This window comes from Paralimibaculum aggregatum (genome assembly GCF_030270585.1).
In the GTDB taxonomy this organism is placed as follows: domain Bacteria; phylum Pseudomonadota; class Alphaproteobacteria; order Rhodobacterales; family Rhodobacteraceae; genus Thermohalobaculum; species Thermohalobaculum aggregatum.
The window spans coordinates 1-19,230 of record NZ_BSYI01000004.1 but is presented as its reverse complement, the minus strand read 5'-3'; the positions used below and the strand labels follow the sequence as shown (position 1 = coordinate 19,230).

Genomic DNA, 19,230 nt, shown 5'->3' with positions numbered 1-19,230 from the left:
GGTATCTCCGGTCAGTCGCTCTCGCCGCCCCCGGCGCCGGCGCGCGAGGCGTCGGAGGCGGGCACGGTGGTGCGCAGCGCATAGGCGTCGAGATCGGCAAGGATCGCATGCGGCACGAAGGGCGGCCCGGCCTCCGGCGCGGGTGCGGCGGGCGCGGCGGGCGCATCCGGCGCGGCGGCGAGGCTGGCCTCGAGCCGCTCGGCCGCGGCCAGCGCCGCGAGGTCGCCGCCGACCCCGCCATCCGGCCCGATCGTCACCGCGCCCTGCGGCCAGCCCAGCCGGAGCGCGGCGCCCCGCAGCCGGGCCACCTCGGCGAGGAACGGCACCAGCAGCAGCGGCTGGCTGACCGGGCCGATCCCGATCGGCGCCGCCCGCATGTCGGCATCCGGCAGCCGCGCGCAGTCGCAGAGCGCGGCGCCGAGCGCGATCGGGCAGAGCAGCCCCTCGGGCAGCGCGCGGAACGCGCCGGGCTCGATCACCGGGCAGATGTCGCGCCACGGGCGGGCCTCGGCGGTGCGCAGCTGCGCCAGCAGCGCGCCCGGCCCGTCCAGCCCACGCTGCGACAGCCAGCCGGCGGCAAAGCCGGCTTCCTCGGCCAGCCCCCAGCTCATGCCGGCGCCGCGGGCGGCCTTGAGGCAGAGCGCCTCGATCTCGTTGCGCGACAGGCGCGCGCCCCGGCCGGCGGGCAGCGGCGCGCCCGAGCGGGTCGGGTCGTTGGGCTCGATCTCGGGGGTGCGGTCGCCGGTCATGTCCAGTCTCCCGGGCAGAGGTCGGACGGGTAGGGCAGGTCCTGGAACAGGCTGATCCTGACCCATTTGTCGGAACGCGGGTCGAAGCGGCTGGCGCCGAAGAAGGCCAGCTTGCAGCGCATCAGGTCGATCGGCAGCATGTCCTGCGCGATCAGGTTGTCGCGCACCTCGGCGCAGGGGTGCCGGGCGACGACCTGCGCGCGGCGCGCCATGAAGCGGTGCTCCGGATGCGCCAGCAGGAAGGCGGCGAGGGGCCGGTCGCCGGGCCACCCTGCCAGCGCATCGCTGAGCTCGCGCGCCAGCCGGGCGGTGCAGAGCGGCAGCTCGAGCGCCGCGCCGTCCTCGCCGCCGCGGTTGCCGAGGCGCGGCTCGAGCTTCTCCTCGGAGACGTACCAGAACCGGGCGGCATTCTCCGGCCGGGCGAAGTCGATGCCGAGCGCCCAATCGTATCTCTCGGCGAGGATGGCGGCGAGCTCGGCCACCGTCATCGCGCCGTCGATGCGGAACGCGGCGGCCTCGTCGGCGGTCATGCAGGCGGCGAGCGGATCGACGATCTCGCCGTGCGGCTCCAGCATCAGCGCCAGCAGCGCCTCCTGGCCCTCCAGCGACAGCGCGGCCTCGCCGCGGCGCCAGAGCGCGTCCCAGGGGTGCTCCTGCCCGGCCTCCGGCCAGTCGGTCCAGCGCGCCACGGCGGCGAGGTCGCGGCGAAGCGCGTCGAGCTTGCCGACCTGGATCGGGTGCTGCGAATGCCAGTGCTCGGCGTTGTCCTGCGCGTCGGCCAGCGCCTTGCGGAAGGCGGCGACGGCGTCCGGCGGCGCGGCGCGCTGCGCGCGGACGCGGGCCAGCGCCTCCTCGCGGGCCATCATCCAGTTGTTGAGCAGCACCGGATGGCGGACGAGGAAGGGCGCCATTCCGAGGCCGGTGGAATTGCCGACGCCGAGCCCGCGCCGGATCGCCGGGTCGAGCCGGACCGCGCTGGCGCCGCCGCGGGCCTGTGCCAGATGCTCCGCGATATCGACCGTGAACTGGCGGGTCAGCCAGACCGAGAGCATCTCCGCCTGGAAGGGGCCGCCGAGCTCGGGCCGGCCGGCGATGCGCGCGCGGTCGGCGGCGCCGAACTTGCCCGAGCCGTAGACCGCGGTGGTGCGCATCAGGTAGCCGACGGCATCGACCTCGGCGCGGTCGGGCTGCCGGCCCTCGGCGAGCCGTTCGACGACATGCGCATGGAGCCGCACCGAGCGGTTGGCGCGGCTCAGCGACAGCTCGCGCTCGCTGATCCGGCCGGCCTCCTGCAGGGGCACGTTGCGCTGCAGCCGGTCGAGATCGGCGGCGCCCGGCTCGCCGTCGAAGAGCGTGAAGGTCGCGTCCCAGGAGGTGGCGATGACGCGGTCGGAGCGCATCTCGTCGGGCAGGTCATGGGCGAAGGCGACGAGGCTGTAGGTGCGCTCGGGGCCCTTCGCGCGGTAGACCGCGCGCCCGACGCCATTGGCGTCGATGTCCCAGAGCGGGCGGTCGAAGAGCCAGCCCTCGCGCGTCACCCGGCGCAGCAGGACACGCAGGAACGAGAGGCGCGTGGGGTGGGCGCTGCCCATCCGGGCGAGCCGCATGACCTGGCTCGGCGGGCGGCGGAAGCGGGCGGCTTCGGGCACCGGGTCGAGAGACGCGAAATCCATGATGTCCTCGGATCTCTGATCATGAGGGATCGCGGGCGGCAGCACGGCCGCCCGCACCGTCAGGCAGTCGATCAGGCCCTGCGGCCCAGCGCCAGCGTGATCCGCAGCGCATCCCAGAGCGAGGGCAGCAGCACCAGCGACACCGGCACCGCGGTCACCACGATGAAGCTCTGCAGCTTGCCGATCCCGCCCGCGCCGGTCGAGATCAGGATCAGCGCCATCACGCCCATCGCCAGCCCCCAGAAGGCGCGCAGCGCCGGCGAGGGGGTGTCGTCGGACATCGCGGTGGCGATCACGAAGCTCATCGAGTCGCTGGTGGTGGCGACGAAGATCATCGTCAGCACCAGGAACAGCAGCGACAGCAGGAAGCCGAGCGGCAGCGCCTGGGTGATCGCCAGCAGGCCGGCGGGCAGGTTGAAGCCCTCGAACGGGCCCGAGATCACGCCCGGAACCGCCTGTTCCAGCGCGATGCCGGTGCCGCCGATGATGGTGAACCAGAAATTGGTCACGATCGGCGCGACGATCGACAGCATCAGGATGATCGACCGGATCGACCGGCCCCGGCTGACCCGGGCGATGAAGATCGCCATCAGCGGCCCGTAGCCGAGGAACCAGCCCCAGAAGAACACCGTCCACCAGCCGAGCCAGCCCGGCTCGCCGAAGGCCCCGGCCTCGCCGCGATACATCGTCAGGTCGAGGAAGTTGGACAGGTAGACCCCCATGCCGCCGGCGAAGCCGTCGAAGATGAAGAAGGTCGGGCCGGCCACCAGCATGAAGGCCAGGAGGATGGAGGCGAGGATGACGTTGACCCTCGACAGCAGCTGGATGCCCCGCGACAGGCCGGAGATCGCCGAGATCGTGTAGAGCCCGGCCAGCGCCAGGATCACCACGGTCTGGGTGGCGAAGCTGTCGGGAATGCCGAAGAGCGCGTTCAGGCCATAGGACATCTGGAGGCCGAGAAAGCCGATCGGCCCGACGGTGCCGGCGACCACCGCGATGATGCAGGACGCATCGGCGATCAGCCCGATCGGGCCGCGGATCGCGCGCTCGCCGAACACCGGGTAGAGCAGGGTGCGCGGCGCCAGCGGCAGGCCCTTGTCATAGTGGTAATGCATCAGCATCACCGTGGTCAGCGAGCCGAGGATCGCCCAGGCCAGGAACCCCCAGTGCAGGTAGCTCTGCGCCAGCGCGGCATGGGCCCGCGCCGCCGGGTCGCCGCCGAGATCGCCGAACAGCGGCGGGGTGGAGAGGTAATGCGCGATCGGCTCGCCGGCCGCCCAGAAGACGCCGCCGCCCGCCAGCAGGGTGCACATGATCATCGAGCCCCACTGGAACAGCGAGAACTCCGGCCTTTCGAGCGCGCCCATGCGGGTGCCGGCGCCCGGCAGGATGCAGAGCACGAGGCCGATCAGGAAGGTCGCCAGCAGCAGGGCCTGCCAGTAGAGGCCGAACCAGGTGGCGGAGAAGTTGAAGCCCCAATCGACCAGGCGCGACAGCAGGTCGATGTCGATGAGCGCCAGCGCGCAGAACAGCGCGATGAAGCCTCCGGTGATCGCGAACAGGGGCTTGTCCACCTGTCCCGGTCCGGGGATGGTCTTGTCGATGGCGGTTGTCTCAGTCACTTATTGTCCTCCCGGGCAATGCCCCCTCCCGCGGGGCGCGTTATTCCGCTGCGCTTGCGGAGCTGGTGTCCGTTTCCCGGACTGCGCCGAAACTCGTCTCGAAGAACCGCAGCCAGTTGCCTCCCATGACCGCGTCCACATCCGCGCTGCCCATGCCGGCGGCGCGCAGTCCGTCCGCGATGCGGGCGAAATCCCGGTTGTCGGCGAACCATTCGGGCATGGCGGGGAACCCCGGCGCGGCGGCGCTGCCCTCGCCGTAGTCGATCCGCTTGGTCCAGCGGCCGACGCGCATCCACTCGACGATGCTGTCGGGCTGGTCCTGGCAGAGATCGGTGCCGATCCCGATCCGGCCCACGCCCATCAGCTCGGCGGTGCGGGCGATCATGTCGCAATAGTCCTGCAGGCTGCAGGCGCTGCCGCCCTTCAGGTGATGCGGGTAGACCGAGAAGCCCAGCATCCCGCCGCTCTCGCCGAGCGCGCGCAGCACCGTGTCGGACTTGTTGCGCAGGGCGCCGTGCCAGCGCGCGGGGTTGGCATGGGTGATGGCGATCGGGCGGGTCGAGTGCTCGATCGCCTCCAGCGTCGAACGCTCGCCGGAATGGCTCATGTCCACCACCAGCCCGACGCGGTTCATCTCGGCCACCACCTCGCGGCCCATCCGGGTGAGGCCGGCATCCTCGGCCTCGTAGCAGCCCGAGGCCAGCAGCGACTGGTTGTTGTAGGTGAGCTGCATGAAGCGCAGGCCCAGCGTGTGCAGGATCTCGACCAGGCCGATATCGTCCTCCATGCAGGAGGGGTTCTGCGAGCCGAAGAAGATCGCCGTGCGGCCGGTTTCCCGCGCGCGGCGGACATCGGCCGCGCTGCGGCCCTGGAAGATCAGCTCGGGATACAGCTCGAACCAGCGGTTCCAGCGCTCGATGTTGAGCACCGTCTCGCGGAACGTCTCGTGATAGGTGATGGTGACATGGACCGCGTCCACGCCGCCCTCGCGCATCTGCCGGAAGATCCGCTCCGACCAGTTGGCGTATTGCAGGCCGTCGATCAGCACGCTCATGCCGGCGCCCCCGCCGCGACATAGGCGGTCTTCACGGTGGTGTAGAACTCGGCGGCATAGCGGCCCTGCTCGCGCGGGCCGAACGACGAGGCGCCGCGGCCGCCGAACGGCACGTGGTAGTCCGTGCCGGCCGTGGGCAGGTTCACCATGACGCAGCCGGCGCGCATGTTGGCGCGGAAATGGCTGGCGCGGGCGAGGCTGCGGGTCATGATGCCGCCGGTCAGGCCGAACGGGCTGTCATTGGCGATGGCGAGCGCCTCGTCATAGCTGCCCGCGCGGATCACGCAGGTGATCGGCGCAAACATCTCCTCGCGGTTGATGCGCATGTCGTTGCGCGTGCCGGCGAAGACGGCGGGGGCCATGTAGTGGCCCTCGGTCGGGCGCTCGAGGCGGGTGCCGCCGCAGACCAGCTCGGCGCCCTCGTCGCGGCCGATGGCGATGTAGTCGAGGTTCTGCCGGAGCTGGTCCGCCGAGACCACGGGGCCGATCTGGGTGCCGGCTTCCAGCGCATGGCCGACCCTGAGCGCCTGCGCCGCCGCCGCGAGCTTCTCGACGAAGGCGTCGTGCACCGCCGCGTGCACGATCAGGCGCGAGGCGGCGGTGCATTTCTGCCCGGTGCCGCCGAAGGCCGCGTTGGCGGCATGGGCGACCGCCAGATCGAGATCGGCGTCGTCCATCACCAGGAACGGGTTCTTCGAGCCCATCTCGAGCTGGACCCGGGTCATGTTCCGGATCGCCGCGGCGGCGATGCCGCGCCCCACCGGCACCGAGCCGGTGAAGCTGATCGCGTCGACCCCGGCGCTCTCGATCAGCCGCTGCCCGATCTCGCGGCCCGAGCCGGTGACCAGGTTGAAGAGCCCGGCCGGAATGTCCTGCCGCGCGATGATCTCGGTCAGCGCGGCGGCGCTGGCGGGGGTGACGTTGGCCGGCTTCCAGACCACCGCGTTGCCGAAGGCCAGCGCCGGGGCGATCTTCCAGGCCGGGGTGGCGACGGGAAAGTTCCACGGCGAGATGATCGCGACCACCCCGACCGGCTCGCGCCGCACGTCGATCTCGATCCCCGGGCGCACGCTCTCGGCCAGGTCGCCCTGGTTGCGCAGCACCTCGGCGGCGAAATAGGTGAAGAACTGCCCGGCGCGATAGACCTCGCCCTTGCCCTCGGCGAGCGGCTTGCCCTCCTCGCGGGCGACCAGGCGGCCGATCTCCTCGGCGCGGGCCATCATCTCGGTGCCGATGGCCATCAGCACATCGTGGCGCTTCTGGATGCCCGCGGCCCACCATGCGGGCTGCGCCCGGCGCGCGGCGGCGAGGGCCTCGTCGAGCTGGTCCGCACCGGCCTGCGCGTAGAGGCCGATCAGGTCCGAGACGTCGGACGGGTTGCGGTTCTCGATCCGGGAGGCGCCGTCCTGCCAACGGCCGTCGATGAAAAGTCCGGTCTGTTGCACGATGAATCCTCGTCTTGGCTTTCCTCCCACCTAGACGATCGCTCTGACTTCAGGCAATTTGGAAAAGATGAACTGAATTTCAGGTATGCTGAAATGGCAATCAAGCTGGAGATGCTGCGCACCTTCCGCGTCGTCGCCGAGCAGGGCGCGCTGGCGGCAGCGGCGGAACGGCTCGGGCGCACCCCCTCGGCGGTGTCGATGACGCTGGCGCAGCTCGAGGACCATATCGGCGCGCCGCTGTTCGAGACCGACCGCAAGAACCGGCTGACGCCGCTCGGCCAGCGCGTGCTCGAGGAGAGCAGCCGCGCGACGGATGCCTTCGATCACAGCCTCGCGGCGATCGGCCGGCACGCCGTCTCGACCGCCGGGACCGTGCGCATCGCCGTGGTGCCCTCGGCCACCATCACCATCCTGCCGGGAATCATCGCGGCCTATCGCCTGGTCCGCCCCGATGTGCGGCTCGAGATCAGCGATGTCGACAGCGCGGCGGTGCGGCGGCGGATCAAGACCGATGCCGCGGATATCGGCATCGTCTCCGACGCGGCCGGCGACGCCTCCGACGGCAACGTGATCTTCGAGGACGATCTCGGCATCCTCTGCCACCGCGACGGCGCGATCTTCGCCGCGGCGGCGGCCGGCGGGCCGTCCTGGACCCTGCTGGAGCGCGAGCCGATCATCGCCAACCCGCTGTGCCGTCTCGTCGATCACCCCTGCATCCCGCCGCTGCTGGAGGGCTGCAATCTCGAGGCGCGCAACACCACGGCGCTGCTGTCCTTCGTGCGCGCCGGCCTCGGCGCCACGGTGCTGCCCCGGAGTGCCGTGCAGCACCTCTCGCAGGAGGTGGCGTTCGTGATGCCCGCCGATCCGCTCACCCGCCGCCAGCTCCGCCGGATCCGCGACGAGAGCCGCCACCTCGGCCCGGCGGCGGAAGCCTTCTGGGCCTCGCTGTGAGCGCCCCGGCCGCCCGCACGGGCTCGGCGCCCGCGCGCGGCGCAGGCGCTGCACCGCGGCCCCTCCGGCCGCTTCGCCATTCGCCTGCGCGGCACGGGCGAAGATCCGCTGACCGCCGATGTGACCATTCCCCCGCGACCCGGCGCATCGCGCCGGGCCTGCGCCCGGATCACCAGGCCCGGGACGAAGCTCCGCAGCCGCCCGGCGCACAGGCGTGCCCCCCCGGTCGGCGCGCATTCCCGATCGCCACGAAGATGCGCCGCCCGGCGGTTGCCCGGGTGTGGGGCCGGCCTTCTCCCGGGATCAGTGGGGCGGCGAACCTGCTGGCAGAGGCCATGCACGTGGACGAGGCCGTCCATCGGCTCGGGGCGACCCGGGCGACCTGCCAGAGGTGCCGCAAGGCGCGCGACGGGCAGAAAGTCGGGCGACGCAGCTGAAGGTTTTCGTGAAGAAGAGCCCGGGCTCTGGCGGCAGCTGGCCGATGCGGAGCGGGGCAGGGCGATCCCCAAGGAGGCCGCTGCGGGAAAGCGGCAGCTCCTCCCGCAGGCGCCAGCGCATCGTGCATGCGCGCGGCACATCCGGTGTCTCCCAACGCCAAGCTTGGCCTCCCTCACCGGCCCCCGGCGCGAGCCGTACCTCGAACCGCTCGCCCCCCAGATTCACATGCCGCGCAGACCGCGCTGGAGCTGTGGCCTGGCGGCGCACATATCAGATCGGCAAGTTCCGGCAAACCATTCTGAAAACGCGCAAAAATCCTCTCTCGTCAGGATCGCGTCACTGGTTCGACATGGGCATGATGGCAAGAGGAACGGATCAAATATCCAACCTCCTCCACTCTTCAGCATGCCGCTCTTGCGGCGCAAGGCGGCTTTCGCCCCCGTTCAGCCAGCGGCTCCGGCCATGGCTTCATCGGCAAGAACCAGTCTCCGGATGCGATCGAGCATGCCTGCACCATTCCCCACGTCTATGCTCGCGGTCTCGAGGATGGCGCCATGCCCCGTGATGCGGTGGCGGGCGTGAACATCGTCGCTGGCGCCGAGGCCGGGGTGATGGGGATAGAGCAGCGTCAGGCGGGGCGCGCGATAGAGCTGCGCATAGGCCATCATCTGATAGACATCGGCCTGCGAGACGCCTTGCTTGGGATCATCGATCCGCGCGGATATCCGCTTCCACTTGGTATCGATGACATGAACCACCGCACCACCCCTGCGGATCAGGATGTCGGGCCTGGTCTGGAACAGCCCGCGTTCGCTGTCCTGCGCGCGGAGGCAGAACAGGCGCCCACCCTGCAGCGAGACAGCATACCCGGTTCCCGCCACCGCGCGCGCGATCAGCCGTCCGACATATTCCTCGAACAGTGCGTTCATCTCGAACAGCATCGCGGTTCCCTCGCCCGTCCCGCCGGTCGTTGTCTGGTAGCGATCATGCAGGAAGAGACGCGCCATGGCGAACAGCTCTCGCCAGGACCGGTTGGTGCGGTCGATGACGACCTCGTCCCATCGCAGCGCCGGGACCGGAACATCGGCGATGTCGGCATAGACAAAGGCCAGCTCGCGCAGGCGTTTCTGGTTGGCGCCGCGCCGCGAGAGGCGAAACAGGTGCAGCACTGCCGCCTTCAGGATCCGGTTGAGCGGCGTGTCTTCCGACAGAAGATCGAAACGGCAGGCGAGGCGCGAAGGGTTGACCGGATGGCGGGTGAACTGGCGGTTGACGTCGAGCTGGCCGCGCAGGGTCGGCAGGTCTTCCTCGCGGCCGACATACCGGCGCGGCATGCCCTTGCGCAGGGTTTCGGTCAGCTTCTCGCAGAAGATGCGGATCAGGATTTCCAGGAGCGTTTCGCGCTGCCAGGCGAGATCGGTGACGACGCCGAGGTCGATCTTGAGGTCGAGCGCGACGGCCAGCATATGCACCAGGCGTTTCCGGATCGCGGCGTTCTGGTGATCGGGTGTTGCACCGGGCGCCACATCGATCTTCGGCAGGATCTCCAGGCTTGCATCGCCCGCCGCCAGGATCCCGACCACGCCGCGGGCTCGCAGCGCATGCCGGCCATGCTCGAGCACGCCACTGCCGCCACTGCCGCTGCGGCCGGCGCGGCCGGCGAAGGCCGAGCGGGCCGCCAGCCCCGCCAGCCGATCGGCATGGTGAGCCGCGATCTGACCCTCGGCCTCGCCGTAGGCGAGCTTGTCCCATTCCCGAACCGTGTAGGCGGGCATCAGGCTGCGAAATCCGAGAAATCGAAGCTGGCCTTCACGCTCCAGCGCCGTTTCTCTCCGCCCAGATCATCATCGGCCAGGCCGGCCGGCGCCACCAACCGTCTGGATTCGAGGAAGCGCGCGCCGTTGGTGCCGTCGCCATCGCCGAGCACCGCGGCGACCTTTGACCAGTCTTCGTAGAAATACTCCGCCAGAAGCGGGATGATCTTGTGCCGCATCACGTCATCCACATCGGCGCGGGTCGTGCATCCGGTGAAATAGGCATGGCCGATCTGGTGTTCGCGATCGAAGAGATACTCGATCCGCTCGTTGAGGGTGGTGAGCAGCTTGCAGAGATCGATCCCGTCGAGATTTGCCGCATCGAGCTGCCGCGCCGCCAGCGCCCGGCGCAGTTCGTCGGTGTCGGGCATCAGCTCGCGGAAGGTGAAGCGGCGGCGCAGGGCGGTATCGAGCAGCGCGATCGAACGGTCCGCGGTGTTCATCGTGCCGATGATGTGCAGGTTGGCCGGCACGCCGAAATTCGCCCCGGAATAGGGAAGCCGGACCCTGACCTCGTTTTCGCAGCCCAGCCGCTTGTCAACCTCGAGCAGCGTGATCAGCTCGCCGAAGACCTTGGAGATGTTGGCCCGGTTGATCTCGTCGATGATGAGAACATGCGGCCGCGCATTCGCCACCGGCCGCTCGGCATCGGGATCGATCACCACCGATTCCAGCGCATCCCAGTCGATCCCCTCCGGATCGAGGCAATAGACCGAGTGACGGCGGAAGTTCCGGGAATAGAACGGCGCGCGCTCCGCCCCGTTGTCGTCCCGCCAGATCCATTCGACGCTGCGCCGATGCGGGTGGAAATCGGCATCGGCATCGAAGTAATACTCGCCGCTCACGCGTCCGAAGGCGCGGAACCTGTCGCGGCCATCGGAGATGACGACATAGTCGCCGACCTGAAGACCGGACCGGAACGCGAAAGTCATCTCAATATTCGAGTCCTTCCCGGTTGCATCGGGGTCCTTTTGCTCGTTCCACGTCTTTCGGATCTCATCGAAATCGTCGAATCGCTCGTCCGACCAGTCGATATCGCCGCCCCAGCCGAAATGGATCAGACCGCCATCGAGGCCTTCGCGGATCCGGCTTTCGTGGATCCCGCGCTGACCGAGGGCAACCTTGTAGATCGGACGGGAGCGGTCGAGCCGCTTTGCCGGCGCATTGCCCGTGTCGAGCCGTGCCCTCTCGCTGATGATCTTGAACACGCCGGCATGCGGCTTGAGCCTGAAGCCGCCAGAAGCGCCGGCGCCCTCGTCGTCGGCTTCCTGCTCGCTCGCTGTCGTCGGCCGCAGCCCCTCGACGAAATCCTCGTAGGAAAAGGACTGGTGGAAGGTGACGAACTCGATCCGACCCTCGCCGGCAAGGCGGCGGTATTCGGTCATCAGGGCATCTCGGTCGTCGCGCAACGGTTCGGCCGCTGCCCCGCCCAGGCAAAGCCGCACCGCCTCCCAGGCCGTTGCGTAGGTCTTGCCGGTTCCGGGCGGGCCGTAGAGGATGAGATTGGTGGCGGCGGGCATTGCGGTCGCAGGTTCGACGCTCATGGGTTCGTGCCCTTTCGCCAGGCCAAGCCGATAGGTAAAGACAGTGGAACTGCTGGGATAGGGCAGGGTATGCGTTGGCGGCGAAACCTGCGCGAAGTTCTGGAACTCCTCGCTGCCGAGCACGCTGCAAATCACCGAAGGCCGGTCGTGCATACCCAGGTCGTGGCCGAGGTTGCCGGCGTGGATCGCGGCCTCCGCTTCGCCGTTCTCGCGCGCCGGTTCGATGAAATAGTTGCGCGCGCACAGGCGGACACGGTCGGCACCTGCGATCAGGTGCTCGTAGCGCTCCGGCGGAGCGACCGGAGCGCCATCCGCATCGACGATGATGTAGCCGGCATTGTGGAGCTGGGCCGCCGCATCGGACTTCTGCCCCCAGCCGCCATTGAGGTGCGTCCTGCCGCGCAGGTAGCCGACGATCGGCTTGGAGGGATAGACCCGGTCGGGCCGCTCGCGTGTCGAGCGCACCCAGTAGTCGCGCGGATCGCCGAAGGCGTCGAAGATCGCGGCGTGCTCGCCCGATTGGCGATAGCTGTCATAGGCGTCCATCGCCGCCTCGATCGCCTCGCGCGAAACGGCTGCGACCTCCTCGTCCTTGTAGTTGTGGACGATCCACAATGCGCTCTGCACATCGATCATGTCGCGCGGCGCCAGCCCCTGAGCCACGAAGGCGCTGCGCGCCGCCTCCATGAAGCGCCATTCGTCGCGATAGGTGTCGGCCATCGACGCGTGATCGGGGAAGCGAACGCCCACTGCCTCCAGCCATAGGTCCTGGCGGACGGAATGCCGGATATAGATGCCCTCGTCGGGCGCGAGATGCATGAGCAGGAACTCGCCGATCTGACGGGCCGGATCGGGCTTGCCGTTCGGGACGGCCGCCATCCAGGCGTTGACGAAGGCCTCCAGCGCCAGGGCATGACCGTCGGCTGCGCCGAGCGCGGCATCGACGAACCCCCGCAAGGCTGGCCAGAGCTTCTCGCGATCCGCATCCCCCTTGGGCGAGATCGGCCAATAGGCGCGCCATTGCACCAGGTTGCTGCTGGCAAGCGCGGTGTTCACGGCATCGGCCAGATCCTGATCGGACCCGGATCGCGCGATCGCCGCCTTGAGTTCGGATGCAGTCGCAAGCTTGTAGTTTCGCTCCGCCTCGTCGAAATGCGGATCGGGCCGGTCAAAGCGATCGAGGCCGGGGAAGAAATGGCGAAGCCGCTCGATCCAGCGCTTGATCGCCGCCGGGTCGAGAACCAGCGCATCGTCGGATTTCAGCAAAACCCCGAGCAGTCGGCGCAGCGCCTCGGCGCTATCGACCCGGACGACGATGCAATCGGCATCGCCAAAGGACCAGCCGCGGCTGAGGGCCGAATGCCGCCCACCATCCTTCATGCCGCTCTGATAGGGCCGCGGCTCGCTGGCAAGGCCGTTCGCCTCGACGCGATCGCGCCAACTTACATGGAGGAAGATGTTGGACGGATTCTGTATTTCCCACAGCAGCCGCTCGCCAGCGCCGAATTCAAAGGACACCATCTTCTTGGTGACGCCGCCGCCCGGGCGCAGGCCCGAGCCGCGCAGCACGTCGAACAGCACCCGGCGCAGCGGCAGGGGCTGGTCGCGCTCGTTTTCATCAAGACGTGCCTCGAACCTCTCCCACATTCAGAGACCTCCAAACTCAGGCAATGCACAAAGCGTGTTCACCAGCCGCATCTGCTCGACCGTCTCGCATCTCGCCTCGCGCAGACGCGGCGCGCCGAAGACCAGCGCCAGCCCCTTGGCGCGCGAGACCGCAACGTTGATCCGGTTGAGGGAGAACAGGAAATCCATGCCGCGCGGCGTTTCCTCGGCCGACGAGGCTGTCATCGAGACCAGGCAGACGGGCGCTTCCTGACCCTGGAACCTGTCCACGGTGCCGACGCGGATACCCTCGGGCAGCGCCTCGCGCAGGGCGTTCACCTGTGCGTTGTAGGGTGCGACCACGATGATGTCGGACTGGCGCATGGGACGCGTCCTGCCGTCCTTCTCCGTCCAGGCGCCCGTCAGCAGCTCGTGGACGGCAGCCTGGATGGCCCTGACCTCCTCCGGCGCGATCTGGGCATTGCCCTCATGCGGGACCGGCACCCAGAACGCACCCGCCGGGGGAAACGCCGTGCCGGCCACGGCCTGGCGCGCGGTGTCGGGGTGACTGGTCAGCCGACCCTCATAGACCTGGTCGGAAACGAACCGGCAGACATCGGGATGCATCCGGCGCGAGACGGGCAGGAAGATGCCGCGATCCGGCGGCACCGTCGCATGCTCGCCCAGCATCCAGTCGAGGCAGGAGAGGTTCGCCGGGTCCGGATGCGATCCCTGAATGACCTGCGGCAGCTGGCGCGGGTCGCCGACCAGCACGATGTTCCGCGCGGCCCGCGCCATGGCGACCATGTTGGCGAGGCCGACCTGTCCCGCCTCGTCCACGAAGAGCCAGTCGAAGGCCTGCACGTTCTCTTTGCGGGTGAAGAACCACGCGGTCGCGCCAACGACCTGTCTTCCTTCGGCGGCCTCGGCATTGTCGGTGGTGCGCCGGACGGGGCAATCGTCGGGATAGTTGTCGTCATCGCCCGAAGTCTTGTGGACGAGGTCGAGCGTGACCGGCAGATCCGCATCCTCCAGCGCGGCGAGACAGCCCATCAGCACGTTGCGGATGGCCTCGTGGCTGTTCGAGGTGACACCGATCCGATGACCCCTGCGCACGAGGTTCAGGATCGCGCGCGCGGTGACATAGGTCTTGCCGGTGCCCGGCGGCCCCTGGATCGGCAGCACGGTGCCGTCCATCGCGCCGACTGCCGCAATCGTGCCCGCAACCGGGTCGGCGCCATCCAGCAGGTCAGGCTTCGCGCCGGTCGTCAGGCGCGGCGCGGCGCGAGACAGCAGATCGTCGGCGGCCGTCAACCGGCGCGGCCCGCATTGATCGGCGATCACATCGCGCAGCGCGGCGGCGATCACGTCAGTGGCGATCGGCCAGTCCGGGTGGAGCGTCAGGCGGTCCGTCAGGAGATGTGCCTTCGCGTTCCCGGCCCTGAGGGTGATCTCGCGCGCGGTCCGGTCCAGAGCGGCGATGCTGATCGTGGCGGGCGGCCCGTCATGGACCGGCACCGTCGCGTTCTTGCCGCTCCGCAGCTTCGTCTCCTGCTGCGGGAAGCGATAGGTGCGCACCCTCGAGCGCTTCACGGGCTCGGGCGCGCCCACGGCCTCGAGCCCGGCCAGCGCGTCGAGATCGTCGATCAGCTCGTCCTCGTCCTTGCCGACGCTGTCGAACACCGCCCATTGCGCGGGTTTCGCCTCGCGCTTGTGGAAGAGGCCGAGGTTGAACAGCATCTCCTGCCGGTCCGCGGGCAGGCCAGCGGCCGCCAGACCCGAACGCAGCGCCTGCGTGTCGGCGTCCTCCTCGGCCTCCTTCGTCCCCGCATCCTGACCGAGCGACGGCCAGGGGCGGCCGGGCCGGATGCCGACCAGCCAGTCCCTCAGCTCCTCCGTCGAGATGCAGTCGACGCGGTTGTAATCCTCGATCTCGTCGAGGATCTGCTGCTCGCCGGTCTCGCGCCACCGCTCATAGGCGACGACCGAGCCGCCCGCCGTCTTCACCTCGCCATCGCGCTCGCGGCCATAGAAGGCCTCCATCGACTTGATGGAATAGTTGGGCTCGGAGCCGATCAGCCCGCCGCGCACGACGGCGTAGAGATCGACGAAGCGGCGCTCGCGCAGGAGCCGGTCGAGGAAAGCCTCGCCGATCCCGTATTTCGTGGTCAGTCGGCGCAGGGCGGTGATCTCGTAGGGTGCGTAGTGATAGATGCGCGCCTCCGGACAAGCCGCGAGACGCGCGCGGAAGAACGCCAGCAGCTCGGCGAGCGCGCGCGCTTCGGCGGCATGGTCATGCGCCCAGAACGCCCGGAACTGGCCGTCGAACCAGACGCCGTGGAGATATTCGAGGCCGCCCTCGAAATGCGGATCGCCTTCGATGTCGTAGAACAGGTCGCCGGTCTGCGGCTCGGGCAGCAGATCGAACCCCTTGCCGGGTTCCGGCGCGCGCAGTTCGAACGCCGGCAGGCCGGTCTTGCGTGCATGTTGCAGGCGGGCCTGCGTCACGAGCCGGAGACGCGTGCCTTCCGCCATGCCGCGGATCGGATGATCGAGACCGGCGAGGGCTGCCATGGACTGGACGCCGGCAGCTTCCAGCTTCTTCACCTGCCCACGGCTGATGTTGGCGACATTGAACAGGCTGTCCTCGGCCTGCCAGACATCGGCGCAATGGTCGCCCCAGCGGCATAGAGCGCAATCCGCGCAGGGGATCGGACGGGTTGGCGGCGGATCGGCCACGAAGCCTTCGAGCCGCGCCCGCGCCATGCGGGCATAGGCCGCGTAGTCCGACAGCCGAAGGGTCGCGCGGGTGCCGTCCCCCAGTTCGACATGGGCGAACTCGGGCGCCGCGCCCTGCACCTCGGTCAGCAGGTCGGAATAGAGCACCAGCTGCAGCACATGCTTGGGGTGCGGGCGGCGCTTCAGTTTGGTGTCGGCCACCTCGTAGCTGAACGGCCCGAGCGCCGAGGGCCGATCGACGCGCTCCAGGAAATCCGACCAGCCGCCCCAGTTGCCCGACTGGAAAGCGCCCTGAAACACCACGTCCGGCCCCGCGGCCAGCGCTTCGCGCGTGGCCTCGGCGTCGCGGGCAAGGTTGCCCCTCGCGATCTCCACCACGCCATGGCCCGCCGCCTTGAGCCGGGCCAGATGGGCGGCCTCGTGGGTGTCGCCCTGCTTCTGCAGCAGCGCCGCATCCTCGCTGTCCTGGCGCGGCTCCGGTCCGCTGCCGCGCATATGTGCCAGATCGAGGGTTGTCGCATGCGCGCATCCCATAAAACGCATGAGGTCCGACGCGGACAGGAAGATATTGCCGCCAAAATCCCTCATCAATGCTCCAATACTTGCGAGATTCGTCTCAGAGGGAATCGCCTCGACAGATCGCGATCTGACCAATAGCTTTTACTCGTGTCAATTTCTGGCATAGAGGTCAAATGTCTTTCTGCAAGGTTCAGGATCTGCTCGGTTTCGCCCGGATGGCCGCCGCCCGGCGATGCGGCGTCAGTCTCGAGGATATCTGCCCCCGGTTCGGCACCTCACATCGCGCTGCGCAGCCGATGACCGGGGCGCTGGACGCCGCCTTCGCGAACGCCGCGACCAGAACTGCCGAGGATCGCCGGCGATACTGGCGACTGGGCACGCCCCCGCCTGGGCGGCCGCAGCCGCGGCAGGAAACCACCACCGAAGCCCCAGAAATCACAGCCCGCACCGCCCGCGCCCCGGCACGGCGGCGCCATGCCTGCGCGCGTGAGGGCGCCCCGCATGCCGCCAGACCTCGCTCTCGCCCCACGCAGGTCCTGGTGCCGCGGGATGACGGACGCCCGACCGTCCGCTTCACCGCGGCCGGATGGCTCGAGATGGCGAGGCATCTCCATCGATCGGCCGACAAGGTCGAGGGGATCGCGCCCGAGCGGCCGCGGGCTCTGGTCGGCGGATATCCAGGTCCGGATATCGACGCCCTGCCATGACCGGATTTTCAGAGGGGAACTTTGCATGAGGAATGGTCTCGACCACGCCGCGCTGAAATCCAAGCAGCGCGCCATTCGCGGCGGCTTTCCCGAAACCATGGGCCTGCGCGTGCATCGCGCCATCAGCTGGATCGGACGCGCCGAGGCATGCGGCGACGACGATGACGCCCGCTTCATCTTCCTCTGGATCGCGTTCAACGCCGCCTATGCGGATGAGCGGGAGTTCCAGTCGATAGCACCCGGCGAACGCACTGCCTTCGTCAACTATTTTGGCAGGCTGGTGGCGTGCGACGACGATCGGCGCATCTACAGGGCGCTGTGGCAGCGTTTCTCCGGTCCGGTACGAATGCTCATGGCAAATCGCTACGTCTTCAATCCGTTCTGGCAGCACCACAATGGGATCGCGGGCTTCGAAGACTGGGAGGAAAAATTCGTGGCATCGTCGCGCAGTTTCGCGAAGGCATTCCAGGCCGGCGACGGCGTCCGCGTCCTGAGCTTCGTCTTCGACCGGCTATACGTCCTGCGCAACCAGCTGGTCCATGGTGGGTCGACCTGGAACAGCGGTGTCAACCGGGCCCAGGTGCGCGACGGCGCCGCGATCCTAGCCTTCCTCATGCCGGTATTCGTCGACCTGATGATGGACAATCCGACGGAGGATTGGGGGCGGCCGTTCTATCCGGTTGTCGACTAGGAGCCGCAGACGATCGGTATCGGGCGTTGTCGTCCGCGGCAACCACGCGCCTGGTCCCGCATGACGCTGTCGTCGGCCTGCAACTCTGTGAACCGATGCGGTGGATGCCCCCACCCAGCGGCATCAGTCCACTTTCCCAGACCCGCGAGGTGGCGCGCGATCTCCCGTGTCACCCGTGCGGCGGTGCGCGACGGGTCGAGCGCCATCGGATCGGTCCAGATCGTCCGCAGCCTGTCACGGAGCTGTTCGTCGCGAAGCGCGCCCAGCGTGACCCGGTGCCGATTGCCGCCCGGGAACTGCGCGTATCCCCCAGAGGTGATGTGGTGGACGGCCCTTCCACCCTCCCGCTCCGGGGGCAAACTGGAGCGGTCGAAGAGACCAACTTTAGGGGCGGAAGATGTCTGACATCGTGACGATCGGTCTGGATCTGGCAAAGAACGTGTTTCAGGTCCACGGAGTGGATGATGAGGGTAGGGCGCGGGTGCAGCGGCGGCTCCGTCGCGGCGAAGTTCTCCGGTTTTTCGAGCGACTGCCGGCATGCCTCGTCGGCATGGAGGCCTGTGCGACCGCGCATTACTGGGCGCGCGAGATCTCCGCGCTCGGACATACGGTCAAGCTGCTGCCTCCGGCTTACGTGAAGCCCTACGTCAAGCGGGGCAAGACCGATGCCGCTGATGCCGAGGCGATTTGCGAGGCTGTCACGCGGCCGACCATGCGCTTCGTCGCGATCAAGACGCTCGATCAGCAGGCGGCGCTGATGCTGCACAAGACGCGAGATCTGTTGGTTCGTCAGCGGACCATGCTGGTCAACGCGCTGCGCGGGCACCTCGCGGAGCTCGGTATCATCGCAGCGAAGGGGCCGGGAGGGGTGAAGATGGTGATCACGGCCCTGCACGAGAACCAGGACCACCTGCCTGAATCCGCGCGGGAGGCGCTGCACGCCATCGTCGATCAGTTGCGGCGCCTGGAGAGCGAGATCGACCGCGTGGAAGCCCGGATCGTCAATTGGCATAGAAACAGTGACCTGAGCCGGCGTCTCGCGACGATCCCGGGCATCGGGCCGATCACGGCGAGCGCCATCGCCGCGGCAGTGCCGGATGGCGCGCAGTTCCGCTCCGGCCGCCAGTTCGCGGCGTGGCTCGGCCTCACGCCGAAGGCGCACAGTAGCGGGGGACGGGAACGCAAGACCGGCATCAGCAAGCAGGGCGATGGCTATCTGCGCCGGCTTCTCGTCGTCGGAGCCACGGCCGTTCTGCGACATGTCAGAAGAGAGGGAGCGGCACCATCCTGGGCCGCCGAATTGCTCGAGCGAAAGCCGGCAAAGCTCGCCGCCGTGGCGATGGCGAACAAGAACGCGCGGATCGTCTGGGCCGTCATGACGCGCGGCACCGTGTACTCGACGCCCGGCACGGCATGAAAAGGATCCGCTTCGCCCATCGACGAAGACGGCGAAGCGGCTGGCGCAGGTGAAGGAAAGTGATGAGCAACCGGCAGGGCCGGGGATCGGCCAAACCCACGGGGACCAGGCGCTTCGAGCGCGGTGAGGTGATTTGGGCGTCGATCCGCGGAATTCATCAGGGCCAGCGGCGCACGCCGCGCGAACAGGCCGGACACATGGATGCAAACCTGTCCAAGCCAAATCGCGATCTCGCGCTTGCGTCGGAAGGGCCGTCCACACA

13 protein-coding genes are annotated in these 19,230 nt (G+C 68.7%); 5 read left to right on the top strand and 8 right to left on the bottom strand.

What is annotated here, in order from left to right; translation table 11 throughout:
• Positions 1 to 11 precede the first annotated feature (11 nt).
• The 5 genes from QSJ97_RS03330 to QSJ97_RS03310 all read right to left on the bottom strand — a co-directional run bounded on the left by QSJ97_RS03330 (position 12) and on the right by QSJ97_RS03310 (position 6,546).
• Positions 12 to 749, bottom strand: coding sequence for a DUF3726 domain-containing protein (locus QSJ97_RS03330; protein WP_285670130.1), 738 nt, complete (start codon positions 747 to 749; stop codon positions 12 to 14).
• Positions 746 to 2,422, bottom strand: a complete 1,677-nt coding sequence (locus QSJ97_RS03325; RefSeq protein WP_285670129.1) for a hypothetical protein — start codon at positions 2,420 to 2,422, stop codon at positions 746 to 748. The genes QSJ97_RS03330 and QSJ97_RS03325 overlap by 4 nt, the downstream gene beginning before the upstream one ends.
• A 71-nt stretch (positions 2,423 to 2,493) precedes the next feature.
• Positions 2,494 to 4,044, bottom strand: a complete 1,551-nt coding sequence (locus QSJ97_RS03320; protein ID WP_285670128.1) for a BCCT family transporter — start codon at positions 4,042 to 4,044, stop codon at positions 2,494 to 2,496.
• A 40-nt stretch (positions 4,045 to 4,084) separates the two neighbouring features.
• The gene (locus QSJ97_RS03315) at positions 4,085 to 5,098 is read right to left on the bottom strand and encodes a membrane dipeptidase (RefSeq protein WP_285670127.1); all 1,014 of its coding nucleotides are present in this window, start codon (positions 5,096 to 5,098) and stop codon (positions 4,085 to 4,087) included.
• Complete coding sequence (locus tag QSJ97_RS03310) at positions 5,095 to 6,546, bottom strand: aldehyde dehydrogenase family protein (RefSeq protein ID WP_285670317.1); 1,452 nt, start codon at positions 6,544 to 6,546, stop codon at positions 5,095 to 5,097. The genes QSJ97_RS03315 and QSJ97_RS03310 overlap by 4 nt, the downstream gene beginning before the upstream one ends.
• Positions 6,547 to 6,636: 90 nt before the next feature.
• On the opposite strand from QSJ97_RS03310, the gene QSJ97_RS03305 reads away from it, so the two are divergent.
• The gene (locus QSJ97_RS03305; protein WP_285670126.1) at positions 6,637 to 7,494 is read left to right on the top strand and encodes a LysR family transcriptional regulator; all 858 of its coding nucleotides are present in this window, start codon (positions 6,637 to 6,639) and stop codon (positions 7,492 to 7,494) included.
• 881 nt (positions 7,495 to 8,375) lie between these two features.
• Here QSJ97_RS03305 and QSJ97_RS03300 read toward each other — a convergent pair.
• Genes QSJ97_RS03300 through QSJ97_RS03290 form a run of 3 tightly spaced genes read right to left on the bottom strand, consistent with a single transcriptional unit; the run spans position 8,376 to position 16,222 of the window.
• Positions 8,376 to 9,707, bottom strand: coding sequence for an McrC family protein (locus tag QSJ97_RS03300; RefSeq protein WP_285670125.1), 1,332 nt, complete (start codon positions 9,705 to 9,707; stop codon positions 8,376 to 8,378).
• Positions 9,707 to 12,937 (bottom strand): DUF8426 domain-containing protein, encoded by a 3,231-nt coding sequence (locus tag QSJ97_RS03295; protein ID WP_285670124.1) that lies wholly within the window; start codon positions 12,935 to 12,937, stop codon positions 9,707 to 9,709. Before QSJ97_RS03295 ends, QSJ97_RS03300 begins: the two co-directional genes overlap by 1 nt.
• Positions 12,938 to 16,222 carry a TM0106 family RecB-like putative nuclease gene (locus QSJ97_RS03290; protein WP_285670123.1) on the bottom strand — a complete coding sequence of 1,095 codons (3,285 nt, stop codon included), beginning with the start codon at positions 16,220 to 16,222 and terminating at the stop codon, positions 12,938 to 12,940.
• Between the two features lie 104 nt (positions 16,223 to 16,326).
• On the opposite strand from QSJ97_RS03290, the gene QSJ97_RS03285 reads away from it, so the two are divergent.
• The 4 genes from QSJ97_RS03285 to QSJ97_RS03270 all read left to right on the top strand — a co-directional run.
• Positions 16,327 to 16,860, top strand: coding sequence for a hypothetical protein (locus QSJ97_RS03285; protein ID WP_285670122.1), 534 nt, complete (start codon positions 16,327 to 16,329; stop codon positions 16,858 to 16,860).
• A gap of 25 nt (positions 16,861 to 16,885) precedes the next feature.
• Positions 16,886 to 17,551, top strand: coding sequence for a HEPN domain-containing protein (locus QSJ97_RS03280; RefSeq protein WP_285670121.1), 666 nt, complete (start codon positions 16,886 to 16,888; stop codon positions 17,549 to 17,551).
• Between the two features lie 397 nt (positions 17,552 to 17,948).
• Complete coding sequence (locus QSJ97_RS03275) at positions 17,949 to 18,968, top strand: IS110 family RNA-guided transposase (protein WP_285670120.1); 1,020 nt, start codon at positions 17,949 to 17,951, stop codon at positions 18,966 to 18,968.
• A 62-nt stretch (positions 18,969 to 19,030) separates the two neighbouring features.
• Positions 19,031 to 19,230 (top strand): hypothetical protein (locus tag QSJ97_RS03270; protein WP_285670119.1); only part of this gene is annotated, 200 nt, incomplete at its 3' end.

Bases quoted from the DNA above. Each gene is read 5' to 3' on its own strand.
- QSJ97_RS03295 (WP_285670124.1), bottom strand. From the start codon at position 12,937: ATGTGGGAGAGGTTCGAGGCACGTCTTGATGAAAACGAGCGCGACCAG.
- QSJ97_RS03285 (WP_285670122.1), top strand. From the start codon at position 16,327: ATGTCTTTCTGCAAGGTTCAGGATCTGCTCGGTTTCGCCCGGATGGCC.
- QSJ97_RS03305 (WP_285670126.1), top strand. From the start codon at position 6,637: ATGGCAATCAAGCTGGAGATGCTGCGCACCTTCCGCGTCGTCGCCGAG.
- QSJ97_RS03280 (WP_285670121.1), top strand. From the start codon at position 16,886: ATGAGGAATGGTCTCGACCACGCCGCGCTGAAATCCAAGCAGCGCGCC.
- QSJ97_RS03290 (WP_285670123.1), bottom strand. From the start codon at position 16,222: ATGAGGGATTTTGGCGGCAATATCTTCCTGTCCGCGTCGGACCTCATG.
- QSJ97_RS03325 (WP_285670129.1), bottom strand. From the start codon at position 2,422: ATGGATTTCGCGTCTCTCGACCCGGTGCCCGAAGCCGCCCGCTTCCGC.
- QSJ97_RS03330 (WP_285670130.1), bottom strand. From the start codon at position 749: ATGACCGGCGACCGCACCCCCGAGATCGAGCCCAACGACCCGACCCGC.
- QSJ97_RS03275 (WP_285670120.1), top strand. From the start codon at position 17,949: ATGTCTGACATCGTGACGATCGGTCTGGATCTGGCAAAGAACGTGTTT.
- QSJ97_RS03315 (WP_285670127.1), bottom strand. From the start codon at position 5,098: ATGAGCGTGCTGATCGACGGCCTGCAATACGCCAACTGGTCGGAGCGG.
- QSJ97_RS03300 (WP_285670125.1), bottom strand. From the start codon at position 9,707: ATGCCCGCCTACACGGTTCGGGAATGGGACAAGCTCGCCTACGGCGAG.